This window comes from Bacillus sp. DWP3-1 (genome assembly GCF_049896565.1).
Taxonomy (GTDB): Bacteria; Bacillota; Bacilli; order Bacillales; family Bacillaceae; genus Bacillus.
The window spans coordinates 152,803-175,588 of record NZ_JAFCUN010000001.1; the positions used below are offsets into that span (position 1 = coordinate 152,803).

The 22,786-nt window shown below is 40.5% G+C and carries 26 protein-coding genes; 18 read left to right on the plus strand and 8 right to left on the minus strand.

What is annotated here, in order from left to right; translation table 11 throughout:
• The first annotated feature begins 175 nt into the window (after positions 1-175).
• The 4 genes from pdhA to lpdA all read left to right on the plus strand — a co-directional run bounded on the left by pdhA (position 176) and on the right by lpdA (position 5,137).
• On the plus strand, positions 176-1,291 hold the full coding sequence (gene pdhA / locus ACP7A0_RS00820) for a pyruvate dehydrogenase (acetyl-transferring) E1 component subunit alpha (RefSeq protein WP_060596162.1): 1,116 nt from the start codon (positions 176-178) through the stop codon (positions 1,289-1,291).
• 3 nt (positions 1,292-1,294) lie between these two features.
• Complete coding sequence (pdhB, locus tag ACP7A0_RS00825) at positions 1,295-2,272, plus strand: pyruvate dehydrogenase complex E1 component subunit beta (protein ID WP_012009824.1); 978 nt, start codon at positions 1,295-1,297, stop codon at positions 2,270-2,272.
• Between the two features lie 107 nt (positions 2,273-2,379).
• On the plus strand, positions 2,380-3,720 hold the full coding sequence (locus ACP7A0_RS00830; RefSeq protein ID WP_024426891.1) for a dihydrolipoamide acetyltransferase family protein: 1,341 nt from the start codon (positions 2,380-2,382) through the stop codon (positions 3,718-3,720).
• A gap of 4 nt (positions 3,721-3,724) precedes the next feature.
• Positions 3,725-5,137 carry a dihydrolipoyl dehydrogenase gene (lpdA, locus tag ACP7A0_RS00835; RefSeq protein WP_034662665.1) on the plus strand — a complete coding sequence of 471 codons (1,413 nt, stop codon included), beginning with the start codon at positions 3,725-3,727 and terminating at the stop codon, positions 5,135-5,137.
• Between the two features lie 117 nt (positions 5,138-5,254).
• Here the strand turns inward: lpdA and ACP7A0_RS00840 are convergent, their stop codons facing one another.
• Positions 5,255-5,635 carry a hypothetical protein gene (locus tag ACP7A0_RS00840; RefSeq protein WP_223250460.1) on the minus strand — a complete coding sequence of 127 codons (381 nt, stop codon included), beginning with the start codon at positions 5,633-5,635 and terminating at the stop codon, positions 5,255-5,257.
• Positions 5,636-5,951: 316 nt separating this feature from the next.
• Between ACP7A0_RS00840 and ACP7A0_RS00845 the strand changes: the two genes are divergently transcribed.
• The gene (locus ACP7A0_RS00845) at positions 5,952-6,071 is read left to right on the plus strand and encodes a GapA-binding peptide SR1P (RefSeq protein WP_003212464.1); all 120 of its coding nucleotides are present in this window, start codon (positions 5,952-5,954) and stop codon (positions 6,069-6,071) included.
• Positions 6,072-6,114: 43 nt separating this feature from the next.
• Here the strand turns inward: ACP7A0_RS00845 and ACP7A0_RS00850 are convergent, their stop codons facing one another.
• On the minus strand, positions 6,115-7,587 hold the full coding sequence (locus tag ACP7A0_RS00850; protein ID WP_106036756.1) for an aminotransferase class I/II-fold pyridoxal phosphate-dependent enzyme: 1,473 nt from the start codon (positions 7,585-7,587) through the stop codon (positions 6,115-6,117).
• A gap of 190 nt (positions 7,588-7,777) precedes the next feature.
• Between ACP7A0_RS00850 and ACP7A0_RS00855 the strand changes: the two genes are divergently transcribed.
• On the plus strand, positions 7,778-8,047 hold the full coding sequence (locus ACP7A0_RS00855; protein ID WP_060596166.1) for a UPF0223 family protein: 270 nt from the start codon (positions 7,778-7,780) through the stop codon (positions 8,045-8,047).
• 229 nt (positions 8,048-8,276) lie between these two features.
• Here ACP7A0_RS00855 and ACP7A0_RS00860 read toward each other — a convergent pair whose 3' ends face one another.
• Positions 8,277-8,912: a DUF1054 domain-containing protein gene (locus ACP7A0_RS00860; RefSeq protein WP_060596167.1), complete on the minus strand. Its 636-nt coding sequence runs from the start codon at positions 8,910-8,912 to the stop codon at positions 8,277-8,279.
• Positions 8,913-9,200: 288 nt separating this feature from the next.
• Between ACP7A0_RS00860 and ACP7A0_RS00865 the strand changes: the two genes are divergently transcribed.
• From ACP7A0_RS00865 to ACP7A0_RS00890, 6 genes are all read left to right on the plus strand, one after another.
• Positions 9,201-9,389: a hypothetical protein gene (locus ACP7A0_RS00865; protein ID WP_003211901.1), complete on the plus strand. Its 189-nt coding sequence runs from the start codon at positions 9,201-9,203 to the stop codon at positions 9,387-9,389.
• 133 nt (positions 9,390-9,522) lie between these two features.
• Entirely contained in the window at positions 9,523-10,329 is an 807-nt protein-coding gene (locus ACP7A0_RS00870; RefSeq protein WP_060596168.1) for an inositol monophosphatase family protein, read from the plus strand.
• Between the two features lie 111 nt (positions 10,330-10,440).
• Positions 10,441-12,372 (plus strand): hypothetical protein, encoded by a 1,932-nt coding sequence (locus ACP7A0_RS00875; RefSeq protein ID WP_106030792.1) that lies wholly within the window; start codon positions 10,441-10,443, stop codon positions 12,370-12,372.
• Entirely contained in the window at positions 12,362-12,625 is a 264-nt protein-coding gene (locus ACP7A0_RS00880) for a hypothetical protein (protein WP_060596169.1), read from the plus strand. Before ACP7A0_RS00875 ends, ACP7A0_RS00880 begins: the two co-directional genes overlap by 11 nt.
• Entirely contained in the window at positions 12,625-13,143 is a 519-nt protein-coding gene (locus ACP7A0_RS00885; RefSeq protein ID WP_060596398.1) for a sigma-70 family RNA polymerase sigma factor, read from the plus strand. The genes ACP7A0_RS00880 and ACP7A0_RS00885 overlap by 1 nt, the downstream gene beginning before the upstream one ends.
• On the plus strand, positions 13,140-13,436 hold the full coding sequence (locus ACP7A0_RS00890; RefSeq protein WP_060596170.1) for an anti-sigma factor family protein: 297 nt from the start codon (positions 13,140-13,142) through the stop codon (positions 13,434-13,436). Before ACP7A0_RS00885 ends, ACP7A0_RS00890 begins: the two co-directional genes overlap by 4 nt.
• A gap of 41 nt (positions 13,437-13,477) precedes the next feature.
• On the opposite strand, the gene ACP7A0_RS00895 is transcribed toward ACP7A0_RS00890, so the two are convergent.
• Together ACP7A0_RS00895 and ACP7A0_RS00900 are read right to left on the minus strand one after the other, a co-directional pair.
• The gene (locus ACP7A0_RS00895; RefSeq protein ID WP_106036758.1) at positions 13,478-14,113 is read right to left on the minus strand and encodes a hypothetical protein; all 636 of its coding nucleotides are present in this window, start codon (positions 14,111-14,113) and stop codon (positions 13,478-13,480) included.
• A 275-nt stretch (positions 14,114-14,388) separates the two neighbouring features.
• Entirely contained in the window at positions 14,389-14,568 is a 180-nt protein-coding gene (locus ACP7A0_RS00900; RefSeq protein ID WP_375567390.1) for a DUF5325 family protein, read from the minus strand.
• Positions 14,569-14,681: 113 nt separating this feature from the next.
• On the opposite strand from ACP7A0_RS00900, the gene typA reads away from it, so the two are divergent.
• Positions 14,682-16,520 (plus strand): translational GTPase TypA, encoded by a 1,839-nt coding sequence (gene typA / locus ACP7A0_RS00905; RefSeq protein WP_034662645.1) that lies wholly within the window; start codon positions 14,682-14,684, stop codon positions 16,518-16,520.
• A gap of 96 nt (positions 16,521-16,616) precedes the next feature.
• Complete coding sequence (locus ACP7A0_RS00910; RefSeq protein WP_044334035.1) at positions 16,617-16,898, plus strand: YlaH-like family protein; 282 nt, start codon at positions 16,617-16,619, stop codon at positions 16,896-16,898.
• A gap of 31 nt (positions 16,899-16,929) precedes the next feature.
• Here ACP7A0_RS00910 and ACP7A0_RS00915 read toward each other — a convergent pair whose 3' ends face one another.
• Positions 16,930-17,160 (minus strand): YlaI family protein, encoded by a 231-nt coding sequence (locus tag ACP7A0_RS00915; protein WP_012009835.1) that lies wholly within the window; start codon positions 17,158-17,160, stop codon positions 16,930-16,932.
• Positions 17,161-17,261: 101 nt separating this feature from the next.
• Entirely contained in the window at positions 17,262-17,879 is a 618-nt protein-coding gene (locus tag ACP7A0_RS00920; protein WP_034662638.1) for a YhcN/YlaJ family sporulation lipoprotein, read from the minus strand.
• Between the two features lie 140 nt (positions 17,880-18,019).
• On the opposite strand from ACP7A0_RS00920, the gene ACP7A0_RS00925 reads away from it, so the two are divergent.
• Complete coding sequence (locus ACP7A0_RS00925) at positions 18,020-19,342, plus strand: PhoH family protein (protein WP_106036760.1); 1,323 nt, start codon at positions 18,020-18,022, stop codon at positions 19,340-19,342.
• Between the two features lie 16 nt (positions 19,343-19,358).
• Here ACP7A0_RS00925 and ACP7A0_RS00930 read toward each other — a convergent pair whose 3' ends face one another.
• A complete protein-coding gene (locus ACP7A0_RS00930) occupies positions 19,359-19,841 on the minus strand; it encodes a peptidyl-prolyl cis-trans isomerase (protein ID WP_426003965.1) in 483 nt (160 codons plus the stop codon).
• Positions 19,842-19,961: 120 nt separating this feature from the next.
• Here ACP7A0_RS00930 and glsA point away from each other — a divergent pair, with 120 nt between their 5' ends.
• The 3 genes from glsA to ftsW all read left to right on the plus strand — a co-directional run bounded on the left by glsA (position 19,962) and on the right by ftsW (position 22,717).
• A complete protein-coding gene (gene glsA / locus ACP7A0_RS00935) occupies positions 19,962-20,891 on the plus strand; it encodes a glutaminase A (RefSeq protein ID WP_106038779.1) in 930 nt (309 codons plus the stop codon).
• 122 nt (positions 20,892-21,013) lie between these two features.
• A complete protein-coding gene (locus tag ACP7A0_RS00940) occupies positions 21,014-21,295 on the plus strand; it encodes a YlaN family protein (RefSeq protein WP_003212509.1) in 282 nt (93 codons plus the stop codon).
• Between the two features lie 210 nt (positions 21,296-21,505).
• Positions 21,506-22,717, plus strand: coding sequence for a putative lipid II flippase FtsW (ftsW, locus tag ACP7A0_RS00945; protein WP_034662626.1), 1,212 nt, complete (start codon positions 21,506-21,508; stop codon positions 22,715-22,717).
• The last annotated feature ends 69 nt before the right edge of the window (positions 22,718-22,786 follow it).

Here is a 22,786-nt window from a genome sequence, read left to right on the forward strand (position 1 = left end):
TCGTTAATACAGTTAGAAGAACTCAAAAACGAGCGATCATCTAATGTTTCGACAACGATCCTAGTGGCTATTAAATACAGGAGTCATATGAGTATTTTGGGTTATCCTATATCTGTATGTATAAATGGATTCACGACAAATTGACTGTTAAAAGAAAGGAAGAGGTGACTTTAGAATGGCTGCAAAAACAAAAAAAGCAATTGTTGATAGCAAAAAGCAATTTGATGCCATCAAAAAGCAGTTTGAAACGTTTCAAATTTTAAACGAAAAAGGCGAAGTCGTAAACGAAGCGGCAATGCCGGATCTCTCAGATGACCAATTAAAAGAATTAATGCGCCGTATGGTGTTTACACGTGTATTAGATCAACGTTCAATTTCATTGAACCGTCAAGGACGTCTTGGCTTCTATGCGCCTACAGCTGGACAAGAGGCTTCTCAGCTTGCAACTCACTTTGCACTTGAGAAAGAAGATTTCATTCTTCCAGGATATCGTGATGTACCACAATTAATCTGGCATGGCCTTCCATTAACAAAAGCGTTCTTGTTCTCTCGTGGACACTTTGTTGGTAACCAAATGCCTGAAGATGTGAATGCACTTTCTCCACAAATCATTATCGGTGCACAAATCATTCAAGCTGCTGGTGTAGCTCTTGGTTTGAAAAAGCGCGGTAAAAATGCTGTTGCAATCACTTACACTGGTGATGGCGGAGCTTCACAAGGTGATTTCTACGAAGGTATCAACTTTGCAGGGGCTTACAAAGCGCCAGCGATTTTTGTTGTCCAAAACAACAGATATGCAATCTCTACACCTGTTGAAAAGCAATCTGCTGCACAAACAATTGCACAAAAAGCAGCTGCAGCTGGTATCGTAGGCGTACAAGTTGACGGTATGGATGCATTAGCTGTATATGCAGCAACTGCTGAAGCTCGTGAGCGTGCTGTAAATGGCGAAGGTCCAACATTAATCGAAACTCTTACATTCCGTTACGGTCCACATACAATGGCTGGTGACGATCCAACAAGATATCGTACAAAAGAAGATGAAAATGAGTGGGAGCAAAAAGATCCATTGGTACGCTACCGCAGATTCTTGGAAAACAAAGGCCTATGGTCTGAAGAAGAAGAGAATAAAGTCATCGAAGATGCAAAAGAACAAATCAAACAAGCGATCAAAGAAGCTGACGAACAGCCTAAGCAAAAAGTCACTGACTTGATTGAAAACATGTACGATGTGAAACCATTCAACTTAGTTGAACAGCTTGAAATTTACAAACAGAAGGAGTCGAAGTAAGCCATGGCGCAAATGACAATGATTCAAGCGATCACTGATGCGTTACGCACAGAACTGAAAAATGACGAAAACGTTCTCGTTTTCGGAGAAGACGTTGGTAAAAACGGCGGCGTATTCCGTGCGACTGAAGGATTGCAAAAAGAGTTTGGTGAGGATCGTGTATTCGATACTCCACTTGCTGAATCTGGTATTGGCGGTCTTGCAATTGGCCTTGGACTACAAGAATTCCGCCCAGTAATGGAAATTCAATTCTTCGGATTCGTTTACGAAGTATTAGATTCTGTTTCTGGACAAATGGCTCGTATGCGTTACCGTTCTGGCGGACGCTGGCATTCTCCAGTGACAATCCGTTCTCCATTCGGTGGAGGGGTTCATACTCCTGAGCTTCATGCTGACAGCTTAGAAGGTCTTATCGCACAACAGCCTGGTATCAAGGTTGTCATTCCTTCAACACCTTACGATGCAAAAGGACTATTAATTTCTGCAATCCGCGACAACGATCCGGTTGTGTTCCTTGAGCATATGAAACTTTATCGCTCTTTCCGTCAGGAAGTTCCTGAAGAAGAGTACACAATTGAAATCGGTAAAGCTGACGTGAAACGTGAAGGTTCTGACCTTTCAATCATCACTTATGGTGCAATGGTTCACGAATCACTTAAAGCTGCTGAAGAACTTGAAAAAGAAGGCGTTTCTGCTGAAGTGATCGACCTTCGTACAGTAAGCCCGCTTGATATTGAAACAATCATCGCTTCTGTTGAAAAAACAGGTCGTGCGATCGTTGTTCAAGAAGCACAAAAACAAGCTGGTATTGCTGCAAACGTAGTAGCTGAAATCAATGACAGAGCAATCCTTAGCCTAGAAGCACCAGTACTTCGTGTAGCTGCACCTGATACTGTATTTGCTTTCTCTCAAGCTGAGAGCGTATGGCTTCCAAACCATAAAGACGTGCTTGAAACAGCTAAGAAAGTTCTTGAATTTTAATTAAATGACAGAGGGGAAAAGAATTTATTTCTCTTCCCCTTTATCAATTACAAGACCGTGTAAACATACACAACAAGGATTCAACAAAATCTAGGAGGCGAAAAACAGTGGCATTTGAATTTAAACTTCCGGACATCGGAGAAGGTATCCACGAAGGTGAGATCGTTAAGTGGTTTGTTAAACCAAACGACGAAATTAATGAAGATGACGTTTTAGCAGAGGTACAAAACGATAAAGCAGTTGTAGAAATTCCTTCACCTGTTAAAGGAAAAGTATTAGAATTAAAAGTTGAAGAGGGAACAGTTGCAACTGTAGGACAAACAATCATTACGTTTGATGCACCTGGTTACGAAAATCTTCAATTTAAAGGCAGCGAAGAAGAAGGCGAAGCAAAAACTGAAGCTCAAGTACAAGGTACTGCTGAAGCTGGTAACGAGCCAGAGAAGAAAGAAGTGGCACAAGAAGAAGCGGCAGCAGCAACTGGTGCAGGCGCACAAGAGCAAGTAGATGCTGATCCAAACAAACGCGTCATCGCTATGCCATCTGTACGTAAATATGCTCGCGAAAAAGGCGTTGAAATTTACAAAGTTGCAGGTTCTGGTAAAAACGGCCGTGTGTTAAAAGAAGATATCGACAGCTTCGTTAATGGTGGTTCTGCAGCTCAAGAAGCAGCACCTCAAGCAGCTGAAAGTGCGAAAGAAGAAGCAGCTCCAAAAGCGGCAGCAGCTCCAGTTCTTGAAGGAGAATTCCCAGAAACTCGCGAGAAAATGAGCGGCATCCGCAAAGCGATCGCGAAAGCAATGGTGAACTCTAAGCATACAGCTCCTCACGTAACATTAATGGATGAAGTTGATGTAACGAACCTTGTTGCACATCGTAAACAATTCAAACAAGTTGCAGCTGATCAAGGAATCAAGTTAACTTACTTGCCTTACGTTGTAAAAGCTCTAACTTCTGCTTTGAAAAAGTACCCAGTACTTAACACTTCTATCGATGATAAAACAGATGAAGTTGTTCAAAAGCATTACTACAACATCGGAATTGCAGCTGACACTGAAAAAGGCCTGCTCGTTCCAGTTGTGAAAAATGCAGATCGCAAAGCAATTTTCGAAGTGTCTAACGAAATCAATGAGCTTGCAACAAAAGCACGTGATGGTAAATTGGCTCCAGCTGAAATGAAAGGTGCATCTTGCACAATCACAAACATCGGTTCTGCTGGTGGACAATGGTTTACTCCAGTCATCAACCACCCAGAAGTAGCGATCCTTGGTATTGGCCGTATCGCTGAAAAAGCGGTTGTTCGTGATGGCGAAATCGTTGCAGCTCCAGTCTTAGCTCTTTCCCTTAGCTTTGACCACCGTATGATCGACGGAGCTACTGCGCAAAATGCCCTTAACCACATCAAGCGTTTATTGAATGATCCACAATTAATTTTAATGGAGGCGTAATGTCATGGTAGTAGGAGATTTCCCAATCGAAACAGATACTCTTGTCATCGGTGCAGGTCCTGGTGGATATGTAGCTGCTATTCGTGCTGCACAGCTTGGACAAAAAGTAACAATCGTTGAAAAAGGAACACTTGGCGGCGTATGTCTAAACGTTGGCTGTATTCCTTCAAAAGCATTAATCAATGCTGGCCATCGTTTCGAAAATGCTAAGCATTCTGAAGACATGGGTATCAAAGCTGAAAACGTAACAGTTGATTTCACAAAAGTTCAAGAGTGGAAAGCTTCTGTTGTTAACAAATTAACAGGTGGAGTTCAAGGTCTTCTTAAAGGAAATAAAGTAGACATCGTTAAAGGTGAAGCTTATTTCGTAGACAGCAACTCTGTACGTGTAATGGATGAAAATTCAGCACAGACTTACACTTTCAAAAATGCAATTCTTGCAACTGGATCTCGTCCAATTGAATTGCCGACTTTTAAATACACAGACCGCGTGATCAACTCAACTGGTGCTTTGGCGCTTAAAGAAGTACCTAAAAAGTTAGTTGTTATCGGTGGTGGATATATCGGTACTGAGCTTGGAACTGCTTATGCAAACTTTGGAACAGAAGTTGTCATCCTTGAAGGTGGAGACGAAATCCTTCCAGGTTTCGAAAAGCAAATGAGCTCATTGGTTAAACGTAACTTGAAGAAAAAAGGAAACGTTGAAATTCATACAAACGCTCTTGCAAAAGGCGTTGAAGAAAAATCTGATGGTGTCACTGTTACTTTCGAAGTAAAAGGTGAAGAAAAAACAGTTGATGCTGATTACGTACTTGTTACAGTTGGTCGTCGTCCAAACACGGATGAGCTTGGTCTTGAGCAAGTTGGTGTTGAATTGACTGATCGCGGAGTTGTCAAAACAGACAAACAATGCCGTACAAGCGTATCTAACATCTATGCAATTGGTGACATCGTTGATGGACCACCACTTGCACACAAAGCTTCTTACGAAGGTAAAATTGCAGCTGAAGCAATCGCTGGAGAGCCAGCTGAAATTGATTACCTTGGTATTCCTGCTGTTGTATTCTCTGAGCCAGAACTTGCAACTGTTGGGTACACTGAAGCAGAAGCAAAAGAAGAAGGAATCGAAATCGTTGCAGCGAAATTCCCATTCGCAGCGAACGGACGTGCACTTTCTCTTGATGCAACTGATGGCTTCATGAAAATGATCACTCGTAAAGAGGATGGTCTTGTTATCGGTGCACAAATCGCAGGTGTTGGCGCTTCTGATATGATTTCAGAGCTTAGCCTTGCAATCGAAGCTGGAGTGACTGCTGAAGATATCGCAATGACAATTCACGCTCATCCAACTTTAGGTGAAATTACAATGGAAACGGCTGAAGTAGCAATTGGAAGCCCAATTCATATCGTAAAATAATGAACCTATTAAAACCCTCTCTTGATGGAGAGGGTTTTTTTGAGCGCTCCCATATGAAAAACCCCTCATGAGATGAGGGGCTTTTTCATATGGATATATAAGTGCAAGGGTAGGCCATTAATTTGTATTCACGCGGTCTAAAGCGTGGCATAAGGGCGATAAAATATCCTCTTTGCTGCTGACATTTCCTTCAATCTTCACAATGACTTTTTCATTATTTACAAGTAAAATAGCCGGCAATTCGTCTACTTCATTTTTCCAGCCTTTACGATCTTCTTTCACAATCATCTTTGACATTTCCTTCGGATATTCATTCTTTAAATCGAGGACTGCATCATAATAAGGACTTTCTTTATCAAGATTTTCTGCATCTGTAAAAAAGAGAATTCTTGGTTTCTGAATATGACTGACTTGGTCGGTCTGATTCGGTATGATATACGCAAATGAGCATGAACTAAGTACAAAGAGCATGGGGAATATAATGAGAAGTGACCTCATAAAATTCAATCTATTCACCTCAAAATCCTTTGGGGTTGTCCCAACATTTTTAGGAGCTGGTTACCTGTTAGTCACTCTAGTGTATCATGTCCTTTTTGACAATTTTCGATTGTTACTCAATTGTTACAGAATTGATATGAAGCAAAATACAATTGAAACGTTCCCTCAATATGATGAGAAAAAAGCACATATTCATAAAAAATATTTAAATGTGTCATACAATTAACCGTTGACAACTTAAATGTGACATCATATTATAGAGATATGAAATAGATTAAACGCTTTCAAATTATGAATGAAGAAAAGGGGAATGTACGTGGGTACAATTATTTGTCAAGATTGCAATGAAACCATTGATCAATTTGAAAATGAAAAAGTGACAACGCTATACGGAACGTGTGGTCACTGTCATTGCTGTGATGAAGCCTCTGAATAAATAAAAAAGCATGCAGCTCCATTTGGGGCTGCATGTTTCTTTTTTATAAAATTGGTTTTTGTTCTTTAATCACGCGGATCATTTCAAGCGTTGAATCTTCTGGTCCTTGGACAGGGAGACCAATTTCAATGTTTTTAAAGATATATGAGATATTTTCTTCTGTGATAATTTCTCCTGGTATAAAAATAGGAATGCCTGGCGGGTACACCATAACAAACTCTGCGATGATGCGGCCCGCTGCTTCTTTAAACGGAACCACTTCTGTTGTGGCGTAAAAGGCGTCACGGGGCGTCATGGCAAGCGATGGAATCTCAGGCAGCAGGACTTCTGTGACCGCTTGTGTGCCGCTCTCACTTGTAGAGGTTGCGGCAATTTCCTTCATAGCCGTTATAAGCGTATCGATTGTTTCATCAGAATCACCAGGGGTCACAATACATAAAATGTTGTAAAGGTCAGAGAGCTCCACTTCAATCCGGTAGCTTTCTCTCAGCCATTTTTCGACATCATGGCCATTTAGCCCAAGGTCTTTAATTGAGATAATTAATTTCGTTGGGTCATAATCGTACGTAGAAGCTGAACCGAGTATTTCCTTGCCAATACACGTAATGCCATCAATTTGGTTCAAACGGTTTCTCGCTGATTCAGCCAAACGGATGGCTTCATCTGCAAGTGCCTTTCCTTCAGTGGCTAATCGCTTTCGAGCGACATCAAGTGACGCCAAGAGCAAATAAGAAGTAGACGTTGTCGTCAGCATGCTCAAAATCGATTGTACGCGATCTTTTGAGACAAGCCCTTCCTTCATATTTAAAATAGAGCTCTGGGTAAGGGAACCGCCGAGTTTATGGACACTCGTTGCTGCCATGTCGGCACCTGCCTGCATCGCAGATAGTGGAAGCTCATCGTGAAAATGAATATGCACGCCGTGTGCTTCATCGACAAGGACAGGCACATGAAATGAATGGGCAATGTCTACAATCGATTTTAAGTCTGCTGAAACCCCAAAATACGTCGGATTAATCACAAGCAGACCTTTTGCATCTGGGTGCTCCGTGAGCGCCTTTTTCGCTGATTCTGGTGTAATGCCGTGAGAGATGCCAAGTTCTTTGTCTATTTCTGGGTGAATAAAAACAGGAACTGCGCCAGAAAATACAATGGCGGACATAATCGATTTATGGACGTTGCGCGGAATGATGATTTTATCTCCAGGTCCGCATACGGTCATCACCATTGTCATGATGGCGCCGCTTGTTCCTTGAATAGAGAAAAATGTATGGTCAGCACCGAATGCTTCAGCAGCGAGCTCCTGTGCTTCTTTTATCATCCCTCGAGGTGAATGTAAATCATCGAGAGGTTCTATATTAATGAGATCAATGCTTAATGCATTGTCGCCAATGAATGCTCTGAATTCAGGGTCCATCCCGGCTCCTTTTTTATGGCCTGGAATGTGAAATTGGACTGGATTGGTTGCAGCATGCTTTTTTAGTCCAGTGTATAAGGGTGTATCATGTTGTGACAATTGCTTTCCCACCTTCATCGAAATACCTGCTATTATTGTGCCAATAATGGCAGATTTCATTGCATAAAACAAAAGAATTATATTATGAACTGATCGGAATGTAAAGCATAAAATCAATCGGTTTCTGATCGAACAGATGCTATAATAAAAGTTCAAATAAGAAATGAGTGTTAAAGTGAGGGACAAGTAAATGGAATATCAATATCCAATGGATGTCGACTGGACGACAGAGGAAAAGATTGCCGTTATTTCGTTTTTTCAAGCTGTTGAAAAAGCCTATGAAAAAGGAATTGCGAAGCAGGAGTTATTAGATACTTATAAACGATTTAAAGAGGTTGTGCCATCAAAAGCAGAGGAAAAGACGCATTGTGCAGCGTTTGAAAAGGAAAGCGGGTATTCTCCTTATCGTACAGTGAAATCTGCAAGAGAGGCAGAAGAGACAGCCGTTATACGTATGTAAGAAAAAACGAGCCTGCATGGGCTCGTTTCAGCGTGTAGACAAACCCTCGCATTCGGTGTCAGTCCTGCGTGCCGGTGCTCCCGAATGTCAAATTCGCTCCGCTCCGGTACTCGTCCTTCCTAGACTGCAAAGGTTTTCTATCACGCTGAAAAGAAGACAAAAGGCTAAAATGAAGATCATTTTAGCCTTTTGTCAACAATCAGAAACGAGCCGCATGGGCTCGTTTTTTTTATACAGATTCTTTTTGTGTAAAGCGGTATAGATAAGTCAACGTGCGGAAGGCATCTTCGATTTTTGATAAGTATTCTTCATTATTCATTTGAACGACTTCTTCTCTAGGCAGCTGAATGCCGCAAAGGAGCTCAGCTTTTTTCACCGTTTGGACACGTTCAAACAGCGTTTTCAGCTGTTCTGCATCAAGCTCGCTGTGACGCATGACATCTGGTTTCATATGATCTTTAGACCAAACAAAATCTTGTGGTATTTTCTTCTGAATGGTATCTAGTTCTTTTTCGAACAGCTGACCATACTCGCCTTTCACAGGAGATTCATAAATGAGCGCAAACCATACAAAGACATGTGTTTTCCAAAGCCCAATTTGAAAATGAGGGAGTTTTTTATACCCACGCTTGCTGTTTGCAAAAGCAACCCACGTATCATTTGGCGGATTGACTGATCTTCTAGCGTGCTTTGCGACATGTACAAACATTTCGTCTCCTGTAATAGAAGAAAGAAGTGGTGCAAAGTGTTCACCAAGTGCCTCAAGCTTTGGACGGACTCTTTCTTTTAATACGGTCATTCGTTCATCTAAACCGTCAACTGTAAATGTCTCAAAATCTTCATCTCTAAAACGCATTTCACTCATATTATGCCTCCTGTATTCTTTAGCTGATCATATTTTATCATAGCTTGGGTTAAGCTCAAAAAAAGATGCACCAACAGATCAAAGATTGTAGAGGAAATAGGGCAGCGTTTAAAAACAACGATTTTGTGGTACATAACAAATAGGTAAAGACACAATTTTTAGAATGTCGTTGCGGTTATGCGATCGCTTCATACGATATAAGCAAGAACCAATTCTCTTATCGATTGAATTTTTTATCAATGAAAACTGACAAGGAATGAATCATTCTCTGGAAGGGGCGTTGACCAAATGAAGCAAATCGTGAAGCAGGGGTATAGACAGGAGAAGAAGAATCGCATCGCTGTGTGGAGATTAGAGGTGGATTATGAGCTTTCTACGCTTCATGAAGCCATCGAGCAAAAAGATGACATCCAAATCGAACGCAGCAAACGAAAGCTTGAGCGCCTAAGAAAAGAATGGGAGCAGCTTAAAGGGTAAAACAAGGTGAGGTAAAAACGAACCAATACATCGGTTCGTTTTTGTATGAAGCTGCTTTTTTCTTGCTTTTACGTACATAATATCAGTATGCTAAAACAAATAGGTATTACATAGAAAAGAGGTTTACAGTCTGATGACAAACTGGGTGGAAATTGACCGTCTTGCAAAGCTTTGGGTAAAAGAAGCAGGAAGCCGTATTAAAGCGTCCATGCAGGAAGGTCTATCAATTGAAACAAAATCAAATCCAAATGATCTTGTCACTAATATCGATAAAGAAACAGAACGTTTTTTCATTGAAAAGATACAATCGACATTTTCAGATCATCACATTTTAGGAGAAGAGGGACAAGGGGAAGAGGTGACCTCGCTGGATGGGATTGTGTGGATCATTGATCCAATCGATGGCACAATGAACTTTGTCCATCAAAAACGCAACTTTGCCATTTCCATCGGGATATTTGAAAATGGCATAGGGAAAATCGGTCTCATTTATGACGTCATTCATGACGAGCTTTACCATGCGGTCAAAGGGGAAGGGGCCTATATGAATGATACCCTGCTTCCGCCATTAAAAGATGTAGCGATTGAAAAAGCCATTGTCGGCATTAACCCGACCTGGGCGATCGAAAGCCCTTATTTTGATGCTAAACCGTTTGCCCGTCTCGTGCGTGATGTGAGAGGGACGAGAACGATTGGATCAGCTGCCCTTGAGCTCGCTTATATCGCAAGCGGCAGAAGTGACGCATACGTCACGTTAAGGCTTGCGCCGTGGGATTATGCAGCAGGCTGTGTGATTCTAGATGAAGTAGGGGCTGTCTACTCAAATATACATGGAGAACGCCTAACTTTTCTAGAGAAAAACAGTATAGTCGCCGGAAATCGATCCGTTTGTGAAAAGATTTTACACGATTACATAAAAGGCAGAGGAAATAAAAAATAAACCAAATCACTTCATGAGAATGAAGTGATTTTTTGTGTTTGATGAAACTTTTTGGTAGGAGAAATGTCTATACGAACGAGGCCTTAATTTGATGTAAAGGATTGTGTTTTAATGTTAGATTTGTTTAGTGATTTATCCCTCCATTTTGAAAGATATTTTATTTTAAATGAGTACAGTATCCACATCATTCAATGGTGTGTACTTGGACTATTTGTCCTTTTTATTACACTGCCTATATGGAAAGAAAAGAAAAGTGATTATGTATTTTATGCTGGGCTTGTATTAAGAGTAGTCCTGCTAGGCGGAATGACACTTGAAATGAGCCACCAAGTCCTAGCCAGACAGTATACGATTGAAACATTTGAAGTGCTGACGGATTTCATGCAATTTCTCATCTATGGGTATGTCTTGCTTGCATCACTTTATTATGTGATCTCTCTTCCTTATTTAAAGAATAAAGGCATGTTTTTTGCATTTGATTTATCTGTCTTGCTTCTGCCTTTATGTCAGACAGTGTTTATCCTTTTTGCTGAAAGTAAAAAGTTCTTTCTCAGCGGTGATACAGGGCTAGTATGGAGAGACCTTATCACTGTAGTGATCATGGTTGGCTTTGCCGTTTTGGTACTGTACCTTTTTTTCCGTTTGTTTTGGCAGCAGAAGTGGAAGGAATCGCTGTTGTTTTATGGCCTGATTTTCGCTGCCCTGCTTTATATTTTTTATCCTTCTATCACGAAGTATGAGCTTCAATCTTCATTTAAATCGATTGTGATTTTAGCTGCAGCAGCAGGAAGCTTTATGATGATTTATTTGTTATGTGCTTTACTACGAGACAAGGTGAGGCTAAGGCAGTGGGGTGCTGGGTGTATAGCTGTCTTTTTTCTACTATTACTCAACCCGATCGTTAATATCCCTCATACCATGTTCCAATTCACCAAAACGGAATTGGTCGATACTTTCTCAGAAGAATATCGCCCTTTATCTGCCATAAGTGCAAAAGAACTTGCTTCAAAATTTGTACCAGCTGATCAGAAATTATATTTAAATGCTAGTTCTGAGCCTATTCCTTATCAATATGTGTTTGCAGCTGATCAGTATGAAGTTAACATTTCTGCATTTACGGGCGAATTGAGCGGTTATTCTTATCGAGGCCGTGTAGAGGGGAAGGAACTGACCGATAAAGAATATAGAAAAAAAACAATTGAATTTTTTGAAAGAAGCGGACGGTCAATAGATCTCAATCGCATTCAAGTAGTTGTCAAAAAAGAGGGCGGGGAGACGAGTGTTCTTCTTCTGCCAAAAGTAAAAATGTCTCATAACGAGAGTGAAAGCTTTGCGTTTGCTACTTGGAAAAAGGGGACACTTCGACAAGCGCAATATGGAAATGCCATCTTTAAATTAAAGGATATTGACGGAATCAATATAACGGAAACTGAGATAAAAAACACAATAAACAGTCTGTATCAAAACTTACATCTAAAGCCGCCAGTTTATCAAATCACAGGTATTGATGATTTTTATTTGGATTGGCAGCATGAAGTGAATGTGACAACAAATGATCAATCGGAGTTTCGGTTTAATGGCTCCACAAAAGATGTTATCAATTTAAAGCTGTCTAAATCGCTTCTTCAACAGAAAAAAGGGGAAATCAGCGATGAGAATTTGTTAAAGCTCATAGAGAAAAAGCCAGAAGACGTGAAGAAAAAGACAGGCACTAATGAAACCAAACAGTATACATTTAACCGATCCTCTCATCTACTGCGTGTGTTTAGAGATCATGATGGAATTGAACTGAGGCTGGAACCAGTGTCCTTTATACCGGATGCCGTATCGAATAAAGATCGTGATGAAGTCTATCAACAAGTATTGAAAAGTGAAAAACCATCTATGATTTATAAAAAACAAATAAAACCAGTCAGAATGATCAACGAAGAAGGGGACATGGACATTTCATGGCTTGTCATCATTCAAACCTTCGGATCAAATGAGCGTAAAATCTATGAAGTAAATGGACGAACAAAAGAGGTGCACCGTTTTGACAGATAAAGAAAAACAAGCCATCTTTCAAGACTTATATGAACTGTATCAAGAAGGGGAGCTGGGTGACGAGGCAGCCAGCTGGATGAAGACACATGAACAGCAATTTCAGCATGTTGTCATAGGGAATGAACAGGGTTCAGCGCTGATTGAAGATCAGAATGACTATAATGAGTTAAAGCGCATGAAGGGGTTTATTTACTCGTTATACTTCTTTTTCATTGTCTTATCGATTTGGATGACTGTGTGGTTTTATTTCTAATGTCCAGACCAGCTGATCAAATTGAAAAAATCTATGAAGAATATTTTCAGGAAATCACCAAATATTTATATCGGCGGACAGGAAATATGGAAACGGCCAAGGATCTTGCGCAGGATGTTTTTATGAAGGCTTTACATGGATTATCCTCTTTTAAAGGACACTCTAGTATGAAAACATGGCTTTATACCATTGCTTATCATACATTTGTGAATGACTATCGCCGGAAAATCAAATGGACATTTACGAATGTAGAAGATGTTGATTACTTAGAGCAGCAGTCCTTTATGACACCAGAGGACCACATCGAAACACAAGCTGACATTCAAAGGCTGTGGCATCATATCAATCAGCTGAAGGATTCATACCGAGAGGTCCTCATTTTAAGAGATATTCAGGAATTGTCATATGAAGAAGTAGCTGAAATTTTGAATTGGACTTTATCTAAAGTCAAAACAACCCTTCATCGAGCCAGATTAGAGCTGAAGCGAATGCTACATTGTGAGGAGTTCAATAAATGAGCTGTTATTTGATCGAAGAATTGTTACCACTTTATATAGAGGGAGACACAAGTGCAGAAACCAATAAAATAATAGCCGAGCATCTACAATCTTGCGAGAGCTGCCGGCAACTTTATCAAGAAATGAAAGAACCAATCACTCTTATACAGACACCTGATCGGACGCCATATATAAATGAAAAGGAAGAAAAAAGAAGGTTCGAGAAGCGCTACTATGGCAAGTTAATATTCCGAGCAAGCATCGTGTTTGGTTTAGGGTACGTCATGATGATCATTCTTTATTGGCTGAAATAAAAAACCCCCATCTGGGCGAACCAGGTGGGGGGTTTTCGAGCTTAGCTTAATTTTTCTTTCGCAATTTGAACTGCATCATAGAACGTTTTTAATTGCTCTTGAGGAATTTTCTTCAGCATTTGGTTGAAAACAAGTAATTCAGTAGAGCTGAATCCAAGACCTTTTGCAATTTTTGAATCAATTACAACGTTTCCTTTTTTGTCTAGAACAAGTGCATCACCAGCAAGATCAGCAAGTCTGATCACTGATTTGAAAAGTTTTTCGAATTTAGCAGCTTCTTCTTTCGTAAGACCAAGTTCAACAGCTTTTGCTGCATCAAAGATCAATTTCCCTTTTTCGTTTTTAGTGATGCTTTCACTGAAAACGATTGTAAGAACAGCTGCGCGATCTAAGAATTTCTCAGCAGTCGCCGCTTCTTCTTCAGTTAGTCCGAGCTCAACAGCTTTTTTCACATCAAATGTGTAGCTGTTGTCTTCTTCAACAAATGAATTGATGAGAATGTTGATGACGCGCTCGTTTTTCTCCAATAATTCTTTAATGATTTGCTGCTGTTCAAAAGGAATCCCTTTGAAAGTTGCAGCACTTGCTTGCCCAGGAGCTACTGTTGTGAAAGTAAGGATAATAGCTAAAGCGAAAAATACAACAGAGCTGAGCGATTTGCTCAAAAACTTCTTCATGCTTCTTTTCTCTCCCTTTTCTGTTAAATTTTGTTGCAAGAACAGCATACCATGAGAAACTTTGTGGAAGAATAGGAAAATTGTAACTTTATGTTTGGTTTTGGAGAACTATAAACATTATTGTCGAAAAATGAAGAGGTTCAGATTGCTTACTTTTGCCAATTCTATATGATATGTTTTGTCTCTACACTCGAGCTTTCATAGGTGGTTGGTCTTATTTTTACTCAAAATAAAAAGCCTTCTACATGTAGAATGTAAAAGGCTTTTGAGGAATTTTATGATTGCACGTTTAATTTTCTTTTTAATGTAAATCCTGTACCCATGAAAATCATGGCCAACATAATACTTAGACAAATACCCAGCACGTTTTTTTCTGCAAGAGATACCCCAATAAACGCCATACTGACAACTGCAAGTAATGCACATAATAATAGAAGCCATTTGATTTGTTTCATTTGTCTCCATCCCTTTTTTTAGAGTTAATATAAGTTTACAGAAAAACGATCGGCATTTAAAGGGGATTGTGATATAATATGAAAGTTATCTAATTATTTTAGGAGATGAAAATGTGAAACTTCGAAAAGATCTTCGCAACATCGCAATTATTGCCCACGTTGACCATGGTAAAACGACGCTTGTTGACCAATTGCTCCATCAAGCTGGTACTTTCCGTGCGAATGAAAATATCGCTGAGAGAGCCATGGATTCAAATGATTTAGAGCGAGAGCGCGGTATTACGATTTTAGCTAAAAATACTGCGATCCATTATAAAGATACACGCATTAATATTTTAGATACACCAGGACACGCCGATTTCGGTGGTGAAGTTGAGCGTATCATGAAAATGGTAGATGGTGTACTTCTCGTTGTGGATGCTTATGAAGGCTGTATGCCTCAAACACGCTTTGTGCTGAAAAAAGCACTTGAGCAAAACTTAACACCAATCGTTGTTGTCAACAAAATTGACCGCGACTTTGCTCGTCCGGCTGAAGTAGTCGATGAAGTAATTGACTTGTTCATTGAATTGGATGCAACAGAAGAACAGCTTGAATTCCCAGTTGTCTATGCATCAGCAATCAATGGTACAGCAAGTAACGATGCGAGCAAGCAAGATGAAAACATGGAATCTTTGTTTGAAGCCATTGTTAACCATATCCCTTGCCCAGTTGATAACCATGAAGAGCCGCTTCAATTCCAAGTGGCACTACTTGATTACAATGATTATGTTGGAAGAATCGGGATCGGCCGTGTATTCAGAGGAACAATGCAAGTAGGACAGCAAGTGGCCTTAATGAAAGTTGACGGCAGTGTGAAGCAATTCCGTGTGACAAAGATTTTTGGTTTCCAAGGGTTAAAACGAGTGGAAATCAACGAAGCAAAAGCAGGAGATCTTGTTGCTGTATCGGGAATGGAAGACATCAACGTAGGTGAAACGGTTTGTCCGGTAGAACACCAAGAGGCCCTGCCAATCCTTCGTATTGATGAGCCGACACTTCAAATGACGTTTGTTGTAAACAACAGCCCATTTGCAGGCCGTGAAGGAAAATACGTGACATCACGTAAAATTGAAGAGCGCTTAGAGCAGCAGCTTCAAACAGACGTCAGTCTTCGTGTGGATCCAACTGATTCACCTGATGCTTGGGTTGTATCTGGACGCGGAGAGCTTCACTTATCCATTCTTATTGAGAATATGAGACGTGAAGGATTTGAATTACAAGTATCGAAGCCAGAAGTTATTGTAAAAGAAGTTGATGGTGTTCGATGTGAGCCTGTTGAACGCGTTCAAATTGATGTGCCAGAAGAGCACACTGGCTCTATCATGGAATCAATGGGCGCAAGAAAAGGTGAAATGATTGACATGATCAATAATGGTAACGGTCAAGTTCGCCTGATCTTTACAGTGCCATCACGTGGTTTAATCGGATATACAACTGAATTTCTTTCATTAACTCGTGGTTTTGGTATTTTAAACCATACGTTTGACAGCTACCAGCCAATGCAGTCTGGCCAAGTTGGCGGACGCCGTCAAGGTGTACTTGTTTCAATGGAAACAGGTAAAGCGACTGCTTACGGAATCCAAGGCGTTGAAGAGCGCGGTGTGATCTTCGTTGAGCCGGGTACTGAAGTATACCAAGGAATGATTGTTGGTGAGCATAACCGTGAGAACGATCTTGTTGTCAACGTGAGCCGTATGAAACAACAAACAAACGTACGTTCAGCGACGAAAGATCAAACGGTGAGCATGAAGAAACCACGTATTATGTCACTTGAGGAATCTCTTGAGTACTTGAATGAAGACGAATACTGTGAGGTTACACCTGAATCGATTCGTTTAAGAAAGAAAATTTTAGATAAAAACGAACGTGAGAAAGCAGCGAAGAAGAAAAAGCTAGCAGGATTATCGTAATTCCATGAAGAATTAAAAAGATAGAACCCTGAAAGATAAGGGGAGGGAATCTTTTTGAATGATCAGGAAGTAAGTGAAAATCTATCCTTTTTCGCGATGCTGTTTCGTGTCGATGAAAATCCGCAAACAGGGATGTGGCTCCTATATGGTACCATCCTTGTTTTAGCGATTATTGTTTTTAAGCTCGGCTTTGCTAGACGTTTACCGATTTTAAAAGCACTCGTGATTTACTTGTTTTTGATTTTTGGCTGCACGTTTCTCACATTTCTAGGAATCTTTCTGCCAGTAGCGGAAGGCCTAGTCGTGGCAGCTGCCATTTTGATTATTTATAAAATACGGCTGCATCGTGCAAAAAAAGAAGGAACAGTGAATACGTAAAAAAAAGACCTGAACATGTGTCAGGTCTTTTTTATGTCTTTTGTTCTTTTTTTCCTTTTTTCTTCTTTTTCTCTTTCGTCGCAGGATCTTGATAAAGAGAGAATCTGCCAGTTTTGATGCGTGCTTCTGTCTTTACTTTAATGCGTTCCTGACAGTCATCGCACATATATGTATGAATCGGTCGATTTCTTAACCGCTTAGCAACGAGTGTATCATCATCAATTGTTTCAAGCTTCTCACATAATGAGCACTTCACTCTCATCATTTTCACCTCACTTATTGCATTTATTATAGCATGTTTTCCAAGCACTTGAAATCAGCGTAGAAAAAGGCTTATATCACAGGAGATATAAGCCGTTCTCTTTATTTCTTCTGATTCATATGATGGTTTGATTGATCATTTTGATGTTTGTCTAACTGCTTTTGATCGTTTTGTTTGAGCTGATCATTTGGCTCATTCGTCGGGTCTTTTTCGTGACGATCGATTTCATTTCTCGGCATCTCTGGCATCACGCGGCCGACAATGGCAGCTAGTTCATCCATAATCCCACTTACAGGACGGCCTGCTTGTATTTCTTTGCCCATTTCTTTTAACCGGCTGACTGTATCCGGATCAGCGACTACAACAGCATTCGCACCTTCTGGGTCATTTTTCAGCGCTTTTGCAACTGAATATTTAATGGTTTCTACTTTGCTTCTATCTAAATCATCTTTTACATCAATACCAACAACAGCATAGCGGCCGATGACGATCGCCGTTGCATCATTGACATCTGCTACGTTCTCTGTCACTTTGACAAGATGCTGCGCAACATCTGTGGATGACCGGGCTTGATTGGTCTTTTTCTTTGTTGAGTCTGACACCCGTACTACGTGCTGGCGTCCATCTTGCTTGTCCAGTGCTTCTGGCTTTTCCTGCTGCTGGCAAGCGCCCAACAGAATGATGGCTTGAATCATGAATAATGTCATAAATAGTCGCATCTATATTCCCTCCTTCACAAACTGCATGATTTATTTTATTGTTGAATTAACCTTCTAACTTTATTCATGAAAACATATATTTTAACAATCGTTTTGGGAAAGACAAGGATGAATGAAACCCCGATCAGGAGGCGAAGGACCTGAGTAAAATTTATGTATTAGACACAAATGTGTTATTACAGGATCCGAATTCAATCTTTTCATTTGAAGACAACGAGGTCGTCATACCAGCCGTTGTGTTAGAAGAAGTAGACTCGAAAAAGAGATATATGGACGAGGTTGGGCAAAATGCCCGGCGTGTCTCACGCTTAATCGACGGTTTAAGATCGAAAGGGAAACTGCATGAAAAAATTACACTAGAATCAAAAGGGACGCTGCGCATTGAACTGAATCACCGCTCCTTCCATGAGCTTCAAGAAATTTTTATTGAAAAAACGAACGATAATCGGATTTTGGCAGTCGCGAAAAATTTGAGCTTAGAGGAAGAAACAAAGCCTCATGGCCGGCCTGTCATTTTGGTCAGCAAGGATGTGTTAGTGCGGGTAAAGGCAGATGCTATAGGGCTTCAAGCAGAAGACTTCTTAAGTGACCGTGTCCTGCAAAATGAAGACATCGATAATGGCTATCATGAGCTCTACATTCCGACTGAGCAATTGAATACATTTTATAAGCACAATCAATTACCAATAAAAGAGGTCACAAGTGCACCATTTAACCCTCATCAATTTGTCATCATGAAGGGAAATGAAGGCGGTTCTGCTTTAGGAATGCTTGATCAAAAGGCAGAGCATATGAAACGTCTCGTTTATGATCAAGAGTATATTTGGGGAATCCGTCCAAAAAATGTCCAGCAGACGATGGCACTCGAGCTGCTTTTGCGCCGTGACATTCCGCTCGTGACGCTGATCGGAAAAGCAGGGACTGGTAAAACATTGCTTGCACTTGCTGCCGGATTAATGCAGACAGAGGATCTCGGTATGTTTAAAAAGTTGATCGTGGCGCGCTCAATCGTGCCTGTTGGGAAAGACTTAGGCTACTTGCCAGGAGAAAAGGAAGAAAAGCTCAGACCATGGATGCAGCCGATCTATGACAACCTAGAGTTTTTATTTAATACAAAAAAACCAGGTGAGCTTGATGCGATTTTGGCGGGAATTGGATCTATTCAAGTCGAAGCATTAACGTATATCCGGGGAAGAAGTATACCTGATCAATTTATCATCATTGATGAGGCACAGAATTTAACAAAGCACGAGGTGAAAACATTATTAACGCGAGTCGGAGAAGGAAGTAAAATTGTGCTGATGGGAGATCCAGAGCAGATTGATCATCCTTATTTAGACAGCTTAAATAATGGGCTTACGTATGTGATCGAGCGGTTCAAAGGACAGCAAATCTCTGGACATGTCAAGCTTGTCAAAGGAGAAAGGTCTGGACTTGCACAGCTTGCCGCTGATTTGCTATAGTCCAGACCCTCTGACTTTATGTAATCATCAGCTCTTTGACACCTTTTATCGGCTGAGTGAGGTTGGACTGATCCGCGAAATAGACGTGGATTGGTCCTTCTTCTGTGATTGGCTTACCATTTTGACTGAAATGAGCAATGCTCTCCATTGCCTGAGAAAGCGGCACAGCAATTTTACCTGTTTCTGTGACAAATTCGCATGTATCCGCATGTTCAAGCGGCTCAGCATTTTTTAGCATATCGCCAAGTTTCATCCCGAAGCTGCCTGTGACGAGTCTTTCCTTTTCGTACTTCTTCTCTGTTTTTAACGTGGGTGGAAGTGTTTGACCTTCTCTTATGACCCGCTCTTGGTCAAGCTCCTGATCTAGCTGATTCTCTTCACTTTCTGCACTTTTTTCAAAGAATGAATCCATTAAAAATTTACGGTCATCAAAAATCCATACACTTGGATCAATGGTGATCTTGTACTGTACGTTCCCCTTGATTTGAATGATGCTCATGTTCAAGACAACCCCTTTCCAACATAAATTATAGAAGTTTTCCCCCGCTTTGTCACTTTCATAAACATGCGTCTCCTTGTACACACTAATCTTACATGAAGGATAGGGAGGATATTAGGCATGGCATGTCGCGACAATGAAGAGCTTCATCGATTTGTAGAAGAAGCAAAAAAAGTGGCCAAAGATGGTCAAGTAGCATCCTATATTCCCGCACTCGGCAAAGCGGATCAGACGGATTTATCTGTGGCTGTGTATCATGTGAGTAATACGTGCCACTCGGCAGGAGATGTAGATAAACGGTTTACTCTTCAAAGCATTTCAAAAGTATTAGCACTTGCGCTCGTGCTCTCAGAAGAAGGACCAAAAAAAGTATTTCAATTTGTTGGACAAGAACCAACAGGTGACCCGTTTAATTCGATGATCAAACTGGAAACAGCGAGCCCGAATAAACCGCTGAATCCAATGATTAATGCAGGGGCGCTCGCAGTCACGAGTTTAATCAGAGGAGCGACTCCGCAAGATCAGCTGAGCCGTTTGCTTGGCTTCATTAGAGAGCTGGCAAATGACAAAAGCATTACATACTGCAAAGAAACAGCTGCCTCCGAATTTGAGACATCCATGATTAACCGGGCGATGTGCTATTATATGAAGCAATATCATATTATTAGAGGGAACGTAGAAGAAGTCATGGACGTCTATACGAAACAATGTGCCATCATGATGAACAGCTTGGATTTGGCGAAAATTGCTTGTGTTTTTTCATTAGACGGCAGACATCCAGAGACGGGTAAGCAGATTCTTTCGAAAGATGTCGCTAGAATTTGTAAAACCTTTATGGTGACGTGCGGCATGTACAATGCGAGCGGAGAATTTGCCATTAACATCGGAATTCCTGCTAAAAGCGGTGTCTCAGGTGGGATTATGGGGGCGGCACCATATGATTTCGGGATCGGTATCTTCGGTCCAGCTCTGGATGAAAAAGGGAATAGTATTGCTGGGATTAAGCTGCTTGAGCTGATGAGTGAAAAATATGAGATGAGTATCTTTTAATGAAGGAAGGCTTCTTTTTATTTTTACAAAGCGAACTGTACAAATCTGCTTGCAATTTTGGGCGTTTCGCTTTATGATAAATAGAAGAATTAGGTACTCGCCTGGGGAACGGAGGGATACTTTTGGCGTCAGAAATTTTAGTCGATCATCGGCAAAAAGCACTGGCTTTATTAAAATTGGATGCAGATAAAATTTTAAAATTGATCCAAGTGCAAATGGACAACTTAACGATGCCGCAATGTCCTCTTTATGAAGAGGTTTTAGATACTCAAATGTTCGGATTATCGAGAGAAATTGATTTTGCTGTCCGGCTTGGATTAGTTGATCAACATGAAGGTAAGAAACTACTCGATAAACTTGAGAGAGAGCTTTCCGCACTTCATGATGCGTTCACAAAAAAATAATGATTGAAAACTCAAACTTCCTCAACATAAGTTTGAGTTTTTTTGTCCTCTATTTTCTTTTCATTGATTGATGTCAAACGGACTTGATTCTTTCATGAATGACGAACAATATAAAAGAGGTAAAACGAGATCAAACGGAGAAAATGTAGTAGAATAAAAACAGCTAAGAGGATATCAAGCAGTAGAAACAGACGTTAGGAAGAGGATTATATGTTAAAGAGAATGCTAAAATCGTATGACTACTCATTATTGTTCGCCATTATTTTAATTAGCGCATTCGGTTTGGTCATGGTGTATAGCTCAAGTATGATTACATCTGTGATCAGATACGATGCCGCACCAGATAATTTTTTTAAGAAACAGCTTTTATTTATGATCGTTGGAGCGGTCATCTTGTTCTTTACAGCACTAGTTCCATATCAGCTGTTTTCAAATAAGAAATTCCAGATCGGTATGCTGCTGCTATCAGTGTTTTCACTCATCTATGTGTACTTTGGCGGTCATATTGCAGGGAACGCAAGAAGCTGGATCAAAATAGGCCCATTTAGTCTTCAGCCAGCGGAATTTGTGAAGATTGTCGTCATTATCTATCTTGCTGCTGTGTATGCAAAAAAGCAGCATTATATTGATCATATTTTAAGAGGAGTCACACCTCCCATCGTGATTGTCTCGATCTTATGCGGATTTATCATTTTGCAGCCAGACTATGGGACAGCCTTTATCATTGGAATGATTGCCCTTGCGATGATTTTATGCTCAGGCTTTAGCGGGAAAACACTTGCGAAGCTGCTGGCGCTATTTAGTGCCGTGATGGTCGTCGTGACCCCATTTATTATTCTTTTTTGGGATAAAATTTTCACGCAAAATCGTCTCGGGCGTTTTGAGAGTTTCCAAGATCCATTTAAAGATGCAGGGGCGACTGGACATCAATTGATTAATTCCTATTACGCTATTGGATCAGGCGGCTTTTTTGGACTGGGTCTAGGAGAAAGCGTTCAAAAGTACGGGTATCTTCCAGAGCCGCACACAGATTTTATCATGGCAATCATTTCAGAAGAGCTTGGCTTTTTCGGAGTATTTTTTGTGCTCGCTCTCCTTGGCTTCATCGTCGTGAAAGGTTTTTATATTGCAAGAAAGTGTGAAGATCCATTTGGAAGTTTGCTTGCAATAGGAATTTCCTCCATGATTGCGATCCAAACATGCATTAATTTAGGCGGTGTTTCAGGTCTGATTCCGATTACTGGGGTCACACTTCCGTTTATCAGCTACGGGGGATCGTCTATCATTTTACTGAGCGGCTGTATGGGAATATTGCTGAATATCAGCATGTTTACTGAATATAAAGAGCGTTACAAAAAGAAAAAATCAATGAGCAAGCCATCAGTTCAAAAAAATGGATTGCAGAAAACTTTGAATCTTTAGAAAACAAAAGTGTACAGTTTTCATTTCTTCCTTTATTATAGAGTACATATAAAATTTTAAGGGATATGG

Coding starts and splice junctions, on each gene's coding strand:
- pdhA (WP_060596162.1), top strand. CDS start 176: ATGGCTGCAAAAACAAAAAAAGCAATTGTTGATAGCAAAAAGCAATTT.
- pdhB (WP_012009824.1), top strand. CDS start 1,295: ATGGCGCAAATGACAATGATTCAAGCGATCACTGATGCGTTACGCACA.
- lpdA (WP_034662665.1), top strand. CDS start 3,725: ATGGTAGTAGGAGATTTCCCAATCGAAACAGATACTCTTGTCATCGGT.
- ACP7A0_RS00840 (WP_223250460.1), bottom strand. CDS start 5,635: ATGAGGTCACTTCTCATTATATTCCCCATGCTCTTTGTACTTAGTTCA.
- ACP7A0_RS00855 (WP_060596166.1), top strand. CDS start 7,778: ATGGAATATCAATATCCAATGGATGTCGACTGGACGACAGAGGAAAAG.
- ACP7A0_RS00860 (WP_060596167.1), bottom strand. CDS start 8,912: ATGAGTGAAATGCGTTTTAGAGATGAAGATTTTGAGACATTTACAGTT.
- ACP7A0_RS00865 (WP_003211901.1), top strand. CDS start 9,201: ATGAAGCAAATCGTGAAGCAGGGGTATAGACAGGAGAAGAAGAATCGC.
- ACP7A0_RS00870 (WP_060596168.1), top strand. CDS start 9,523: ATGACAAACTGGGTGGAAATTGACCGTCTTGCAAAGCTTTGGGTAAAA.
- ACP7A0_RS00875 (WP_106030792.1), top strand. CDS start 10,441: ATGTTAGATTTGTTTAGTGATTTATCCCTCCATTTTGAAAGATATTTT.
- ACP7A0_RS00885 (WP_060596398.1), top strand. CDS start 12,625: ATGTCCAGACCAGCTGATCAAATTGAAAAAATCTATGAAGAATATTTT.
- ACP7A0_RS00890 (WP_060596170.1), top strand. CDS start 13,140: ATGAGCTGTTATTTGATCGAAGAATTGTTACCACTTTATATAGAGGGA.
- ACP7A0_RS00895 (WP_106036758.1), bottom strand. CDS start 14,113: ATGAAGAAGTTTTTGAGCAAATCGCTCAGCTCTGTTGTATTTTTCGCT.
- ACP7A0_RS00900 (WP_375567390.1), bottom strand. CDS start 14,568: ATGAAACAAATCAAATGGCTTCTATTATTATGTGCATTACTTGCAGTT.
- ACP7A0_RS00910 (WP_044334035.1), top strand. CDS start 16,617: ATGCTGTTTCGTGTCGATGAAAATCCGCAAACAGGGATGTGGCTCCTA.
- ACP7A0_RS00915 (WP_012009835.1), bottom strand. CDS start 17,160: ATGAGAGTGAAGTGCTCATTATGTGAGAAGCTTGAAACAATTGATGAT.
- ACP7A0_RS00920 (WP_034662638.1), bottom strand. CDS start 17,879: ATGCGACTATTTATGACATTATTCATGATTCAAGCCATCATTCTGTTG.
- ACP7A0_RS00930 (WP_426003965.1), bottom strand. CDS start 19,841: ATGAGCATCATTCAAATCAAGGGGAACGTACAGTACAAGATCACCATT.
- glsA (WP_106038779.1), top strand. CDS start 19,962: ATGGCATGTCGCGACAATGAAGAGCTTCATCGATTTGTAGAAGAAGCA.
- ftsW (WP_034662626.1), top strand. CDS start 21,506: ATGTTAAAGAGAATGCTAAAATCGTATGACTACTCATTATTGTTCGCC.